This is a genomic window from Neobacillus sp. DZ-9 (assembly GCF_059587065.1).
The window spans coordinates 714961-730239 of sequence record NZ_JCAIOL010000002.1 but is presented as its reverse complement, the minus strand read 5'-3'; the positions used below and the strand labels follow the sequence as shown (position 1 = coordinate 730239).

Annotated in this window: 12 protein-coding genes and 2 pseudogenes; 2 read left to right on the top strand and 12 right to left on the bottom strand. The window is 39.5% G+C overall.

The window, feature by feature from the left end:
- Window positions 1–16: 16 nt before the first annotated feature.
- From AC59HZ_RS08140 to AC59HZ_RS08085, 12 genes and pseudogenes are all read right to left on the bottom strand, one after another.
- Window positions 17–835, bottom strand: coding sequence for an ABC transporter permease (locus AC59HZ_RS08140; protein ID WP_496545363.1), 819 nt, complete (start codon window positions 833–835; stop codon window positions 17–19).
- 99 nt (window positions 836–934) lie between these two features.
- Window positions 935–1855: an ABC transporter permease gene (locus tag AC59HZ_RS08135; protein ID WP_496545300.1), complete on the bottom strand. Its 921-nt coding sequence runs from the start codon at window positions 1853–1855 to the stop codon at window positions 935–937.
- A 171-nt stretch (window positions 1856–2026) separates the two neighbouring features.
- Window positions 2027–3640 carry an ABC transporter substrate-binding protein gene (locus AC59HZ_RS08130; RefSeq protein ID WP_496545299.1) on the bottom strand — a complete coding sequence of 538 codons (1614 nt, stop codon included), beginning with the start codon at window positions 3638–3640 and terminating at the stop codon, window positions 2027–2029.
- A gap of 692 nt (window positions 3641–4332) precedes the next feature.
- Window positions 4333–4833: pseudogene (locus tag AC59HZ_RS08125) on the bottom strand (amidohydrolase family protein); the annotation flags it as partial.
- A 416-nt stretch (window positions 4834–5249) separates the two neighbouring features.
- The gene (locus tag AC59HZ_RS08120) at window positions 5250–6467 is read right to left on the bottom strand and encodes an amidohydrolase (RefSeq protein ID WP_496545298.1); all 1218 of its coding nucleotides are present in this window, start codon (window positions 6465–6467) and stop codon (window positions 5250–5252) included.
- Window positions 6468–6551: 84 nt separating this feature from the next.
- Window positions 6552–7730: a M24 family metallopeptidase gene (locus tag AC59HZ_RS08115; protein ID WP_496545297.1), complete on the bottom strand. Its 1179-nt coding sequence runs from the start codon at window positions 7728–7730 to the stop codon at window positions 6552–6554.
- Between the two features lie 24 nt (window positions 7731–7754).
- Window positions 7755–8723 (bottom strand): ABC transporter ATP-binding protein, encoded by a 969-nt coding sequence (locus tag AC59HZ_RS08110; RefSeq protein WP_496545362.1) that lies wholly within the window; start codon window positions 8721–8723, stop codon window positions 7755–7757.
- The gene (locus AC59HZ_RS08105; protein WP_496545296.1) at window positions 8713–9711 is read right to left on the bottom strand and encodes an ABC transporter ATP-binding protein; all 999 of its coding nucleotides are present in this window, start codon (window positions 9709–9711) and stop codon (window positions 8713–8715) included. Before AC59HZ_RS08105 ends, AC59HZ_RS08110 begins: the two co-directional genes overlap by 11 nt.
- Window positions 9712–9733: 22 nt before the next feature.
- Window positions 9734–10642: an ABC transporter permease gene (locus tag AC59HZ_RS08100; RefSeq protein WP_496545295.1), complete on the bottom strand. Its 909-nt coding sequence runs from the start codon at window positions 10640–10642 to the stop codon at window positions 9734–9736.
- Window positions 10643–10652: 10 nt separating this feature from the next.
- On the bottom strand, window positions 10653–11570 hold the full coding sequence (locus tag AC59HZ_RS08095; protein ID WP_496545294.1) for an ABC transporter permease: 918 nt from the start codon (window positions 11568–11570) through the stop codon (window positions 10653–10655).
- A 116-nt stretch (window positions 11571–11686) separates the two neighbouring features.
- Window positions 11687–13240 (bottom strand): ABC transporter substrate-binding protein, encoded by a 1554-nt coding sequence (locus AC59HZ_RS08090; RefSeq protein ID WP_496545293.1) that lies wholly within the window; start codon window positions 13238–13240, stop codon window positions 11687–11689.
- A 46-nt stretch (window positions 13241–13286) separates the two neighbouring features.
- On the bottom strand, window positions 13287–13718 hold the full coding sequence (locus tag AC59HZ_RS08085) for a MarR family winged helix-turn-helix transcriptional regulator (protein ID WP_496545292.1): 432 nt from the start codon (window positions 13716–13718) through the stop codon (window positions 13287–13289).
- Between the two features lie 647 nt (window positions 13719–14365).
- On the opposite strand from AC59HZ_RS08085, the gene AC59HZ_RS08080 reads away from it, so the two are divergent.
- Entirely contained in the window at window positions 14366–14842 is a 477-nt protein-coding gene (locus tag AC59HZ_RS08080) for a metal-dependent hydrolase (protein ID WP_496545291.1), read from the top strand.
- Between the two features lie 72 nt (window positions 14843–14914).
- A pseudogene (locus tag AC59HZ_RS08075) lies at window positions 14915–15276 on the top strand (recombinase family protein); the annotation flags it as partial.
- Window positions 15277–15279: the final 3 nt, after the last annotated feature.

Sequence of the window (15279 nt, the reverse complement as noted above, 5' to 3'; positions counted from 1 at the left end):
AGTATATACCTCCCAATTATTTTAATCTTGGGTCCAGAGCATCCCTAAGCCCGTCACCCAACAAATTGAATCCGAGAACAACTAACATGATGGCTAAACCAGGGAATAACGACATCCACCATGCATCGAGCAGGAAAGATTTACCGACATACGCCATTGCGCCCCATTCCGGTGTCGGCGGTTGTGCACCTAACCCTAAAAAGCTGAGGGATGCGGCTGAAAGAATACTGGTTCCAAATTGCAGGGTGGATAAGACGATGACAGGAGAAAATACATTAGGCAAGATATGTCTGATAATAATTTTAAGATCGCTGACACCTAACGCTTTAACCGCTTCAATGTACTCTTTCTCGCGAAGCGATAAGACGTTCCCCCTGACCACCCTCACGTAAGAAGGAATAACTGAAATCGCTACTGCAATCATGGCATTGGTAAGTCCTACACCAAGTACGGCAATAATCGCAATTGCCAATAATAAGGATGGGAAAGCAAGTAAGATATCCATCACCTGCATAATATAGGTGTCGGCTTTTCGATAATAGCCTGAAATGACGCCTAATATTACACCAACGATTCCTGCAATGGATACGGCAACTAGACCCATCATAAGGGAGACACGGCCTCCAAATAGAATCCGCGATAAGATGTCTCTTCCGAAATCATCCGTTCCCAGCCAATGCTTTCCGGATGGGGATTGAAACCTGTCCACCATTTTCATTTGGTCGATTGGAAATGGTGCAAGAAACGGGGCAAGTACGGAAATCAAAATAAAAAATAATAAAATACCTGCACCCATTAACGCACCTTTATTCTTTTTTATCCGTTTCCATACCAATGACCAGTACGTTTTTGGTTTTGCCGTTACATCGTTTAAGACTACCTTCTGATCAACTTTTTGTTCCGTGACAACTTGGTTCACCTGAATGCCTCCTTTCTATTCGTATTTAATACGTGGATCTACTAAACTATAAATAATATCAACTAATAGATTGACAATGATAAACATAAACGCCATAAACAGGACGAGGCCTTGGACGGTTGGCATATCTCTTGTGGCAATCCCATCAATGGCCAAACTGCCAATGCCCGGTAATGCAAAGACCGTTTCGGTGACAACCGCACCAGCGAGTAAATGGCCAAATTGTAAACCAATCAGGGTAATGACTGGGATTAAGGCATTTTGCAGCCCATGGCGGAAAACCAGGCGAAGAAGATTCACTCCCTTTGCTTCAGCTGTACGCATATAGTCTTGTTTAATGACTTCAAGCATACTCGACCGGGTCATCCTGGCAATATTACCGGTGGTTCCCAGTCCCAGCGTAATGGAGGGTAATATTAACGAATAAAATCCATCATAGCCGGAAATCGGGAAAATTGGTAAGAGATAAGAAAAAACATATATTAAAAACAATGCAATCCAGAATCCCGGAGCAGAAATCCCCACCAGCGACACAAGCATCGCCATTTGGTCAAAAATCGTATTTTGTTTCACCGCTGCCACAATTCCCAATACGATTCCAAGCACGGAACCAATGACTAGGCTGTATACGGCAAGCTGAAAGGTAACAGGAAGACGGTTAACAATTTCATCTAACACATCAAGATGAGTTATATAAGATGTTCCTAAGTCGCCCTGCAGGACCCCGCCCATAAATCCTATGTACTGCATAAACATTGATTGATCGAGTCCAAGCTCACTTTTCAAGTTGGCAACTGCTTCATCGGTGGCAAATTCGCCCAGAATATACGTCACTGGATCACCAGGAATTAAATGGAGCATTAAAAATACTAGGATAGAAACACCTAGTAAAGTCATAATCATGGTAAACAATCTCTTCAACAAGAACCTGGCCACGTGATTCCCCCCTAAAACAAGATAGGTTGTAGAAAGCTGACACATAAAGGGTCTTGACCCCACTAATCTAGATGCTGGCTGCTAGAATATTCGCTCTAGATAGTGAATAACTGGGTCTTGACCCTTTCTTTCTAGGTCAGACTCTACCAATTACCTTACTGGTTGATGAAATTATTTCTTTTTCAACTTCACATCCGACCAGATGATGGTGCCGGTCATTGGATGTACTTTAACGCCTTCTAAATCGCGGACAGCTGTCACGTTCTCGCGGACAAATAAAGGCACCCACGGTTCTTCATCAACCAAGATTTTTTGAGCGTCTTCGTATAATTTCATTCTTTCGGTGTTATCAACAGTTACACGCGCTTTTTCCAGAATGCTGATTAATTCATCATTTTGATAGTGAACACGAGTGGATAAGCCTCTGCCGAACATGGAATGTAAGATATCTGCATCATACCAGCCAAATTCCCAAAGAAGCATGTCATGAACACCTTCAGGAGTTTTCGCCCTGATGGTTGCATCCTCTTGTACTGAGATCTTCATATCAATTCCAACTTCTTTTAACTGGTTCTGCAGGATTTGGGCAATACGCTGCATGGTGGGTTCTTGCGTTACCCATAGTTCAACGGAGAACGGTTTACCGTCTTTCATAACAATGCCGTCCTTATTGGTTTCGGTCCAACCTGCTTCTTTTAGCAATTTTTTAGCTTGGTTGACATTATGGGCATACTTTTTGGCAGCGGCTGCTTCTACAGTTTTGCTATAACCAGGAATAGTTGGCGGCAGCGGTCCAAAAATTGGCTGTGCGGCTCCTTCTAATGCAAAGTCGACGATTGGCTTACGGTCTACAGCTAAAGCGATGGCCTGTCTAACCCGCTTATCTTGGAAAATCGGCTTTTTATTATTCATTCCCAAATACGTATGACCATTGGCAAGGGTGTTAAAAAGCTGAACATTTTTATCTTTTTTCAATTCTTTGATATAAGTTGGAGGAACCTTTAACATGACTTGAGAGTTCCCTCGTTTGAACTCTAAAATTCTAGTATCATCATCTGGGATAAATCTGAAAACTACCTTATCAAACGCAGCTGCACCTTTATTGGTTGAATATGGAGCTCCAGTACTGTAGTCTTTATTCGCTTCGTATGTCAAAGAAGAACCCCTTTTGATTTCAGATAATTTTAAAATTCCTGCGGAGCTTGCGTGTGCCCCAAAATCTTCTCCATATTTGTCAATCACAGATGGATCTAAGGGTGCTAAGTAAGAAACTGTGGCATTGCTTAAGAATGGTGCAAACGGTGCACTAAAGTGAAATTCAACTGTTTGTTCATCCACAGCTTTTACCTCAGTTAACGGTCCAAGCATGTAAGCAGTTGGTGCAGTCTTCATTCTCTCAAACGATTTTTTTACGGCTTCAGCTGTAACTGGTGTTCCAGTGTGGAATTTTTTACCTTTTGGCAATTTAAACGTAATTACTTTTCCATCTGGAGAAACTTCAAAGCTCTCAGCTAATGCCGGGATAATCTTTCCATCAAGATCAAATCGAACCAGCGGTTCGTATAGATGGGTATTAGCGTCATCGACCCAAGTAGTACGTTGCACGTCAACTGTATCAGGCTCCCTTACAGAAGTAACGGTAATGGTTCCGCCTGTTTGAGTCTGTCCCCCAGCAGATGAGTTATCGGTTTGTTTGCCCGACGTGGGAGTTTGTCCCTTACATCCTGTTAAAACAAGGATTAGAATCAAAGCAAACAAAAGTATTTTAAAAAGTGATTTCTTCATCTTATTGGCTCCCCTTTTTTTGGTTGGTATGGATAAAATGGATAAGGAATTTGATCGTACGAAATAATTGGAGGATAAGTGTTTTTAGATGCTTTAATCAGGGTTGGGGTGATTTTTGATTATTCAGAAAATCAAAAATATTGAACACTATCAATCTCGCTCTCAAAGTATTTCATATTTATAATTGTTGGTATGAAATCTTCTGGTGCAATTGAAACTGAGTGGATGTTTCTAGTTGTTTTGGAAGTAAAAGAAATCTGGGGATAAAACTACTGATGCAAAATCAGTTTACTAATTACGTATTTTTTCATCTCCTTTCGTGGATTTATGTTCCTTCTTTGTATCCACCCATTTTTTAAAGTTATTACTTTAAATAGGTGAACTTTTTGAAGTTTAAACTTTATTTACATTTTCAGTATATTCTAAATTATTACTATATTACAAGGTGATTTTTCGAAAAATCAGAAGATTATAATAAAAAACGACCAAACATGCTACCATATGTCCGGTCCAGCAATAGACGGTTCCCTCAGAGAGGGGTTGGCTATGGGTGGGTTATTTTTTTGATTTATTGACAGTATAGTTACGATTAAACCAGCAAAACCAACCGCAAACACTAATGATTCAATTCTGTCATCCACCATCCCCCCCTTCTGTTTGGGGAGAGTGCCGACCACCCTTGAGAAAACCAATTACGATCGGCCAAAAGGTCCTTGATGGACTACTTCCCCATCAATCATGGTCAAAACTACTTGAATAGAAGGGATTTCATCCGCTTCGGCGCTTAGGATGAAGCGATCCAGAATAATCAAGTCTGACAATTTTCCAGGTTCAATTGAACCCGTTACATTCTCACTGAAGGAAGCGTAAGCCCCGTTCCATGTAATCATACGGATCGCATCTAAAAGACCGATTCGTTCCTGTTCCCCCACCACCTTTCCAGATGTTGAGATTCTGGTAATGGCACTATGAATCCCCCTCATTGGATTGAAATCAGTCACTGGACAGTCTGATGCAATCACAGCCGGCACCCCTGCCTGAAGGTAGCTATTCAATGGATACATTTGTTTGGTACGTTCCCCGTAATTTTTTAAATATCCATCTCCATATTCGTAGAAGAAAGCCGGGTTTGGAGTAGGAATTACTCCTTCTTCTTTCATCCTTTTAATCAGGTCTTTTAGCGCAATTCCTTCATGATTTAACGAATGATGAGTAGTCTAACATCACAAAGACATGTACATCTGTCCCTGGTTTCAGCCTCACCTATGCCAAATATGAGGATGGCCACTCATGCATATATAATAGAAAATGTCGATCAACTATGGTGCCTTAGAACCCATCCGGTAGTCTGACTCCAACGACCACGGTGCACCACAGACTGTCGCACCCTTTCGGGAAGCACTCATGGTAGATTAATCCTAATTCTGATTGTTGCACCATCCTCCAACTTAATGGCTTTGAAAGTGCATGTGGTTTGGATTTCCATAAGGACAACATCACTGCTTGTATTATGACTTCAGAAGGATATTAATATAGACTGAAAAAAGTGGATTTGGTTTAGTGTTAGTTCAAATAAAACCTCCCCGTCTCAGTATTATTAGTTACATTTTTAAACTAATTTTAATTCTTTCTTATTGGGTAGATGCACTCCACCGTTTTTTAGGTACGTTAAAGTAGCAGCCCCAAGTACGTTTGCAGCGACCAATAATCCTTTTTCATCAATATCGAACTTAGGATGATGATGTGGGTATGTCACCTCGCGGGTCGCAATTTGGGCACCGGTAATAAAGTATGTTCCGGGGACCTTTTTAAGGTAATAAGTAAAATCCTCCCCACCCATATGCGGCTGGATTTCAACCGTTTTTGTCACGCCTGCTACAGAAGGAGCAAGTGCTGCGATAAATTCGGTTTCCTCTTCATGGTTCACAAGTGCCGGATATCCTTTGATAAATTGGTATGAAAATTCGGCATCAGCTGCCATGCATGTCCCTTTTGTAATTCGTTTGATTTCGTTTTCTACTTTTGCTTGAACTTCTTCCTTAAAAGTTCTAACCGTTCCTGTCAGTTCTACTGTATCGGCAATAACATTAAAGGCGTTCTTTGCTTCAAACGATCCAACAGAAACAACGGCTGATTCAATGGGATCCACACGGCGGCTGACAATTTGCTGTAGGTTTAATACCAGCTGGGAAGCAATAACGATACTATCCTTTGTTAGATGTGGTTGAGCCCCATGGCCCCCCTTGCCTTGAATCTTAATGTGAAAACGATCAGCTGCAGCATATGCAGGACCAGCAAGGTAACCTATTTCACCAACAGGACTCAGCGCCCAAATATGAGTTCCAAAAATAACATCTACCCCATCAAGACACCCATCCTCGACCATCGCAATCGCACCACCAGGAGCAAATTCCTCCGCATGTTGATGAATAAAAACAACATTCCCCTCAATTTCATCCTTTAATAGATTGAGTGCTTTTGCTAGAGCAAGTAAGGTAGCCGTATGTCCATCATGTCCGCAAGCATGCATAACACCAGGTACTTTAGATCTATAAGAAACGTCATTTTCTTCCTGGATGGGTAGTGCATCAAAATCGGCTCTTAGTGCTACTGTTTTACCTGGCTTGCTGCCTCGGAGTGTGGCAACGACACCCCGTCCGCCAACTCCTGTACGAACTTCATGCCCAAGTTTTTCGTGAAAGGAGGCAATAAATTTTGGAGTCTCGACTTCCTCAAAAGAAAGCTCTGGATTCTCATGCAAGTGACGGCGGATTCCTACCATCTCTTCGTAATTTTCTTCTAAAAGAACATATAATTTTTCTAGCACAAAACCCATCTCCTTTAAAAAGTGGGAAAGCAATTCTACCTGCTTCCACCACTCTTATTATTTTTATATTTTATTAGATATATTTTAGTAACAAATCATGGATGCAAAATCACGAGGATAATAGGTTAACATCTCCATCCCGTTTTCCGTTACGAGGACGGTATCAGAATGTCTAAAGCCGCCTAATCCTCTTACATACAGTCCAGGTTCAACGGTAAACACCATTCCTGGCTGCATAATCGTTTCTTCACCCAAATCAAAGAATGGCGCTTCGTGTCCTAACAGGCCTATGGCATGACCGGTATGATGTTGGACTAAATGCTCCACACCTGTTTCTTTAAAGTATTTCCTCACTTCTTGTTCAACAGTTGAACATGGCAGCCCTGGTTTAATAGATTTAAAGGCGGTTTCTTGTGCTCCATACATGATCTGAAAATACTTTTCTTGTTCTTTATTAGCCTCAAGGACAAACATGGTTCTCTCTAGTTCACTATGATAACCCCAGACATCTGCTGCGGCTCCTGTAACCAGAGTGTCCCCTTTCTTTAAAACAAGATTTTGGGTAACAGCATGTGGAAATGCTGACATTTCACCAACCTGGCCGCGGAACACTGCATATGCGGTATTTCCGTGAGGCTTATAGTCCTTACCCAAAGTTTCAATCATTGCCATTGTAGCTTCAGTAGATGCTTTACTTGTAATCTCAATTTCACTCAATCCTGGATTAGTGTATTTTTGCAGTAATCTGTGGGCAAGGTTTCCCCAACGGCAAGATTCTTTTATTAATTCAATCTCCGCTGGCGATTTGATAAATCGCATTTCTTCTACTAATCCTTTAATAGATACGAATTCAGCATTTAGGAATTCGCTGACTACAGGTCCACGATACCCCATTGATGAGCCATAGCCAATTGCATCATAACCTACTACTTTACCATAAAAGTCCGCTTCCACTAACAAATCCTTTAGATATTCCATCGGATGACGTATACCAGGATATTCTGGATATGAATGGACAAAATTCACATGCGCAAATTCTTCAGCATGTTCGTGCTCTAGGGCTGGGACAAACAAGTGGGTATTTTGTTGTGAATCTATTAAAAATGCAAGTGGACGCTCAGTTGGATGAAAATGAAAGCCTGTTAAATAAAAAATATCGGTGACACTGAAAAGAACAGCACAATCCACTTTCTTATCGACTAAGGAACCGAAAAATTTGGTTTGCCTTTCTAAAATTTCCTTAACTGGAATCGATAATAACATCTTTCCATCTCCCTTTTTTTAATTTTATGAGTAAAGGTGGCAAGCAACCGAATGCCCATTTTCGAAGGTGGTAACTGGAGGTTTTTCTGTTTTACAAATCTTCATACATTCCGAACAACGAGGGTGGAATGTACACCCTTGTGGTGGATTTACAGGACTCGGAACATCGCCTTTGAGGATGATTCTCTCCTTAGTTTCATCAGGATGATGAATGGGAACTGCTGAAATTAATGCTTTTGTATAAGGATGCTTTGGATTTTGGAACAGCTCCTCCGTATCCGCTAATTCAACAATTTTGCCTAAATACATTACAGCCACTCGATCTGTAATATGGCGAACAACTCCTAAATCATGGGAAATAAAGATATAGGTAAGCTTATATTCCTTTTGCAGCTTTAATAAAAGGTTAATAACTTGGGATTGAACGGAAACATCTAAAGCCGATACGGGCTCATCAGTAATAATTAATTCAGGATGGAGAATAACAGCTCTCGCAATCCCGATTCTTTGCCGTTGCCCGCCGGAAAACTCATGTGGATATCGGTCTAAATGGTATTCAGATAATCCGACGATTTCGAGAATTTCAATTGCCTTTCGTACCCGCTCCATAGGCGAATAAAGACCATGAACACGCAAAGGCTCCGTCAAAATCTGTCTAATTGTTTTCTTAGGGTTTAATGAAGCATATGGATCTTGAAACACCATTTGCAATTTTCTTCTTAGCTTTCGCATTTCCTCATAGGAGAGGGAACTAATATCCTTCCCTTCATAAAGGATCTCTCCCCCTGTTGGGTCATTAAGCTTTAATATCGTTCTGCCGGTCGTTGATTTTCCACAGCCGCTTTCGCCAACAAGTCCGAAGGTTTCCCCTTTCAAAACACTAAAAGAAATATCATCAACCGCTTTCAAATATGTATTCTTTTTAAAAAAACCCTGGTTTAACTCATAATATTTTTTTAAATTTTTCACTTCTAAAATGGCTTCATTTTGCATTTCCAATAACCTCTTTATTCTCAGTTTCGTAGAGCCAGCATCGGCACGATTGATTCTCATGTTCAAAAAGCTGCGGTTTTTCTAAGAAACATTTGTCGAATGCTTTCGGGCAGCGGTTTGAAAATGCACACCCTTTTGGGAGTTCATCTGGGCGAGGAACGCTCCCTTTTATGGAATAAAGCTCTTTTTTTCTGTTTTCGTTATTAGGTAAGGAGGCTAACAACCCTTTTGTATAAGGGTGTTTAGGTGTTGTGAACAATGTACGCACATCGGATGCTTCAACAACTTGACCCGCATACATTACGATGACTCGATCACACATTTCGGCAACCACACCGAGATCATGAGTAATCAGCATTAGCGCCATCTTATTTTCAGCTTTGATTGTTTTCATTAATTCAAGTATTTGGGCTTGGATAGTTACATCCAGTGCGGTTGTTGGTTCATCTGCAATTAATAGTTTGGGATGGCAAAGCATCGCAAGGGAAATCATAACTCTTTGTCTCATACCGCCGGAGAGCTGGTATGGATATTCATGGAAGATTTCTTCTGCTCGTGGAATCCCAACAAGTTGGAGCATTTCAATAATGCGGTTTTTTATTTCCCTTTTGGATAATTTCGTATGCTGCTTTAACGGTTCACTTAATTGCTCTCCAATCGTAAAAACAGGGTTTAACGAAGTCATCGGCTCCTGAAAAATCATCGCCATGTCATTTCCCCTTATTTTTCTGAGCTGCCTGTCACTTAATTTCGTCATCTCTTTATCTTCTAAAAATATTTCACCACCGGCAACGTAACCAATCGGTTCTGGCAGAAGCCCCATCACAGCCAAGGAAGTAACGCTTTTTCCACAACCAGATTCACCCACTATTCCTAGTGTTTCACCCTCATATACTTGAAAGCTCACTCCATTTACTGGTTGGACAACCCCACTCACTGTCTTAAACCTAACTTTTATATTACGGACATCTAATATTTTTTTTGTCATTTTAGTGCTTCCCTTTCCCCTATTAGTTTCCTTTTAACTCAGGATCTAGAATATCACGGAGCCAGTCCCCAAATAAATTGACACCTAACGCTGTAATCACAATGGCGATTCCAGGAAAAGTGATTAGCCACCACGCACTAAAAATAAAGTCCTTCCCTTCACTCAGCATATTTCCCCAGGCTGGGGTAGGCGGTTGAACGCCAAACCCTAAAAAGCTGACGGAAGCTTCGGCAATAATAAACGTGGCAATTTGCAGGGAAGATAAAACAATGATCGGGGTAAATAAATTTGGTAATATATGTTTGATGATAATCTCCCATCTTGGGACGCCAATGGCGATACAGGAGAGAATATACTCTTTTTCCCTAAGTGTTAACACTTCACTTCGGACCACCCTGGCAAAAATAACCCATCCCCCAATTACAAGAGAAATAATAATGTTTTTAAGTCCTGTGCCAATGATGGCATTAATAACGAGAACTAGTAAAATAAAGGGAAAACTTAATTGAACATCTACAATTCTCATTAATACTACATCAATCCATCCGCGGAAATAGCCTGCAACAACACCAACGACAGTTCCAATCAACCCTGCACAAATAACGGTTGTTACCCCAATCAGTAAAGATACCCTTGTTCCAACTAAAATTCTTGAAAAGATATCTCTGCCAAGCTGGTCTGTCCCTAAAAAATGACCTTTCGTTAATGGCGGTAATAGTTTTTTGCTAAAATCGGTATACATAGGGTCAAATGGGGCTAGCACATTCCCTAAAATCCCTAAGGTAACTACTAGTAAGATAATCAAAAAACCGATTAGTCCTGTATAGCTTTTAAACAACTGACGAAAAAAGAAATTCAATTTTAATTGTTTTTTGGAAGACATGAGGACGGTTCTCTGCAAGTTATTTTTTTCAACTACTGGATTTGACACAATCATTCACCTACTTTATTCGTATCTGAGGATTGACATAAGCATATAAAAGGTCCGCTATAAAATTGATCAGTGAATAGATCACAGAGATAAAAAATACTCCTGCCATTACGATTGGAAAATCTCTGTTTAGCAAAGATTGCATCATCAGTCTTCCAAGTCCCGGCCATGAGAAAACAACCTCAGTTATCACCGCACCACCTAATAGAACGCCAAGATCAAGAGCAACCAAAGTTATAATCGGAATAAGCGCGTTCTTAAGGGCATATTTGTACAAAATGCGGAAAACGGGAGCACCTGAAGCTTTGGATGTGCGAATAAAATCTTTCCGAAGCACATCCAGCATGGTTGAACGGGTAAACCGGGCGAACCGGGCCACACTATAGGCAGCCAATGTAATCATAGGTAAAATCATATGTAACACAGAACCTCCACCACCGGTTGGAAGAACCTTAAGAGAAACAGCAAAAATGAAAATTAAAATGAGTCCGAGCCAAAAGCTTGGAATCGCTTGACCTAAGACAGTAAAGGCTACACCAATCTGGTCAAAAAAAGAATTACGCCGGTAAGCAGATATAATACCAATAGGAATAGCTATGAGAACGGATAAACCTAAAGCGGTAAATGCTAATTGAAAGGTTGCAGGAATTCGGTCTAAAACAACGGAAAGAGCGTCTTGTCTTGTTCGTAATGAAACACCAAAATCCCCTCTGGCAGCTTTTGCAATAAATTCACCATATTGAACATATAATGGCCGGTCAAAGCCTAATTGTTTTTGGAACTGGACAATTTGTTCTTTTGGAGCATCAGGCGGAAGGAATAATGCTGTTGGGTCACCGGAAAGTCTAATAATAAAAAAGACAGCCGTTAGGGATAAAAAAATAACAACCAACATTTGTATAGTTCGTTTAAAAACAAAGTCAAGCATGGGAGCCCTCCACGTATTGAAATAAGTCTGTTAAGAAAGGAAAGCCCACCTCTTTGTCTAAACACCTTTTTAGACAGGTAAGACATTAAGGAAGGCCTTCAAAATATCTTTTACATTTACCAATTCATATCAAAGGCAAGTATTTTTTCATCTGGACGAGGTTTGAAATTTAAGTTTTTTCTAGCCGCGTATAAATCCTTTTGCTGCCATAGTGGAACCCAAGCCGCTTCATCCACGAGACGTTTTTGCAGGTCTCCAAATGCATTTTTACGAGCAGAAGGGTCAAAAATTGGAATTGCGGCACCAATTTGCTTTTCAAGTGTTGGATCATAGAAGCTACTGTAAGGAGCATCTTTGGTAAATAAGTTTTCAATTGTCGACTGAGCATCGAAAGCCGGTCCCCATCCTAAAATAAACATATCCATCATTTCATGCTGGCGGATTTTTGCAATGTGGTTACCCCATTCATTCACCTGGACCTTCACTTTAATTCCTATCTTTCCCAGCTGTGCCGCAATAGCCTGAGCAACCTGTGAATCCATTGGGTATCTTCCGTTAGGTGTGTCAAGGGTCAAACTAAGTTGGTTAGGTTCATACCCTGCTTCTTTTAATAATGCAACAGCTTTTTTAGGATCATATTGGTAGCTGTCCGTTTGAACATAATCTGCATTAATTTTAGATAATGGGCCAGTTAATTTCGTTCCGTTTCCATTTAGAACATTCTTAAGCAATTCATCGACGTTTACGGCTTCGTTAATTGCCTGACGAACCCTTTTGTCTTGAAGCGGGCCTTTGTAGAAAGTGTTTAAAGCAACGTAATTAATTCGAGAGGAGGGAACGCTCTCTACCTTTGAGGTGGAATCGTTTTTGACTTTGTCAACTGAATCAACAGGAATATTTTTGAATAAATCAATTTCACCACTTAAGAAAGCGGAGAGCCTTGCACTAAATTCAGGAATATAGCGGAAGGTAACGGTCTTAATGGGCGGTTTACCTCTCCAATAGTCATTGTTCGCTTCTAATGTTAAATGGTCATCTCTGACCCATTCTTTTACTTTATAAGCACCTGTACCAACAGGCTGTTTTGCTGCCTCTACTAACCCCAACTTCATAACATTACTTGGTTCCATAATTAGTAAATCATCAGCAATCCTTGAAATCATTGTTGGAAAAGGCTTGGACGTTATAATCTGAACTTTATAATCGTCAATCACTTTTACTTCCTTTACATCTGCCCAACGGGAACGGTAAAAGGAATTATTATTTTTATCGAGAATGAAGTCGATATTAAACTTTACAGCATTAGCGTTAAAGGGCTGGCCATTTTGAAATTTTATACCTTTCCTTAACGTTAATTCCAAAGTGTTTTGATCAATGTTTTTCCATGATGTTGCTAAAGCTGGTATGAATTCCCCTGTCTTTGCATCTCTTTCAATTAACGGATCATAAATATTGCGAATTTGAACATCACTTACATAGTTTACATCGGTATTTGCCAATAATGTGGCTGCGTCAGCTTCAAACCCAATTACTAAACTATCTTTCTTGGTCCCATTATTTTTTGTGCTACCATTACCTTGTGAAGTATCAGATCCCGCAGTACTTGCGGAACAGGCAGATACAAGGAGCATAACTACTAACACCATAATCACCATTACTTTTTTTCTCATAAAAAAACCCCTTTTAATATGATTTACTTAAAATAGTTTTAAAGTTTTAAGAATAGTAGTGTTCAAATATATCTTCAATTTTTCTCATTGCTTCAATTAATTCTATTCTTTTTTCTTCCGGTATGTTTTGGATTAAACTGTTTACTGTTTCGTTTGAAGTGCCAATTAAGTTTTGTAGCTCTTCTTCCCCCTTCTTTGTAATTAATAATAGAAATACTCTTTTGTCCTCTCTTGACGGAATTTTTTGTATTAATTCATCGCCTTCTAATCGCTTTAAAATACGACTTAAATACCCTTTATCTAAATTAAATAGCTCACATAACGAAGCAGCGGTACAGTTAGATTTAATGCTGATCTCATATAAAATAAGAGCCTCTGTTGCAGAAAATTTGCTCTCATCAGTATATCGTTTGCTTATCCCCATTAATCGAGTGTAAAAACGGTTAAATCTTCTAATTTCCTCTTTAAAATTTATCATTTTGAATATTCCTCTTTTTCTGAATTTATAGATAATATAAAAAATTTACTTGCTTTTGTCAACTATCATTTGTTGCTTTTTAGTAGTATTTTTATTTTTTTAGTAGTATTTTTATTTTTTTAGTAACATAAATGTACACTCACTACCAATCCAAAACATTAAACTATAATTTATTCGCAAAAAAAGGCGACCACTTCAATAACAGTGCTCGCTTTTTTTTGAACTAAGGGATTAGTGGTATTTTGATGTTGTTCTACCCACGAACATAAATCAATAAATTATACCTTATGGTACCCCCCATTAATAAACTGTAAAGGTAGAACGAAAACTGTTACGGTTAAAGATTGAAAACCGTGTAAGGTGTTGATCAATTTTTTATTTTACGAATTGAAAGAGTGGATATAGGAATACACAGTCTTCAAAACTACTTGAGACATGCGTGCTTTCAAAGGACATGTTCCATTAAAAGTCGCCTTTTTTCTGGATGTGTAAAAGCAATTTTTGACAAGTTTCTTCTAATCTATAAATATATAATTTGCGTACAATTAAAACTTTGCATCTTGAAGGAAAACAACCTGGTTGATTTAAGTCAAAAGCTAATTCATACTGAAATTATAGAAATGGAAAGCAAAGAATAGGGGCGAAACATGGAAGGTAAAACACATATTGTTGGGGGTTTAGCAGCTGGCGCTCTATATTTAAACTTGGGAGGGGCCGTTGGCCATGAAGCTATTTTTTTTGGTAGTTTAGCTCTAGGTGCTTTAATACCTGATATCGACCATACCGGTTCATCGATTGGCAGAAAGATACCGTTGATTGATAATATAGTCAGCTCTGTATTCGGTCATCGTTCCTTTACTCATAGTCTTTTGTTTTTAGTTTTAGCATTCTTCTTATTTCAGCAGACTTCCTGGCCTAAAGAAATTGAATTCGGTATCTTGCTGGGAATGTTCAGTCATATGATCCTTGATATGCTCACAAAACAAGGAATTAAGTTTTTATGGCCTTTAAAAATCCATATAGGTATACCTGGTGGAATTCGTACTGGCGGTGCAATTGAACAAGGATTTTTCACTGTTTTAGTCGTATATCTTTGTTATGTAGGTTATCATATTTATTTTTAAATCCGGAGGAAAATTACATAGGGAACTTCTATCACATTAGTTGGGCGCGACTTTCATCCTGTTTACTGGAAGGCCAGTTCAATAAAAGACTTACATAATATTGTTCATGAATTACAAGAGAAAAACATCGGTGTTGTATTCATTAAGGAACAGATCGACTTTTCAACTCCGGCTGGAAAGTTCATGTTTACCATGCTGGGGGCAATTGCTGAATTCGAGTGCGATCTCATCAATGAACGGACCAAAGAAGGGATAGAACGGGCGAAAGCACAAGGGAAACACTAAGGAAGAAAAGGACAGGACACAAAGGAAATCAAAAGGCATTAAAGCTGTTTGCAGAACGAGAGAAAAATGGATTAAGTGTAAATGACATTTCTAAACAAACAGGCGTGCCACATTCAACCATATACGCAAAAGCGAAGGGGGCAAAATAATGT

Coding starts and splice junctions, on each gene's coding strand:
- AC59HZ_RS08095 (WP_496545294.1), bottom strand. CDS start 11,570: ATGCTTGACTTTGTTTTTAAACGAACTATACAAATGTTGGTTGTTATT.
- AC59HZ_RS08105 (WP_496545296.1), bottom strand. CDS start 9,711: ATGACAAAAAAAATATTAGATGTCCGTAATATAAAAGTTAGGTTTAAG.
- AC59HZ_RS08130 (WP_496545299.1), bottom strand. CDS start 3,640: ATGAAGAAATCACTTTTTAAAATACTTTTGTTTGCTTTGATTCTAATC.
- AC59HZ_RS08115 (WP_496545297.1), bottom strand. CDS start 7,730: ATGTTATTATCGATTCCAGTTAAGGAAATTTTAGAAAGGCAAACCAAA.
- AC59HZ_RS08090 (WP_496545293.1), bottom strand. CDS start 13,240: ATGAGAAAAAAAGTAATGGTGATTATGGTGTTAGTAGTTATGCTCCTT.
- AC59HZ_RS08085 (WP_496545292.1), bottom strand. CDS start 13,718: ATGATAAATTTTAAAGAGGAAATTAGAAGATTTAACCGTTTTTACACT.
- AC59HZ_RS08110 (WP_496545362.1), bottom strand. CDS start 8,723: ATGCAAAATGAAGCCATTTTAGAAGTGAAAAATTTAAAAAAATATTAT.
- AC59HZ_RS08080 (WP_496545291.1), top strand. CDS start 14,366: ATGGAAGGTAAAACACATATTGTTGGGGGTTTAGCAGCTGGCGCTCTA.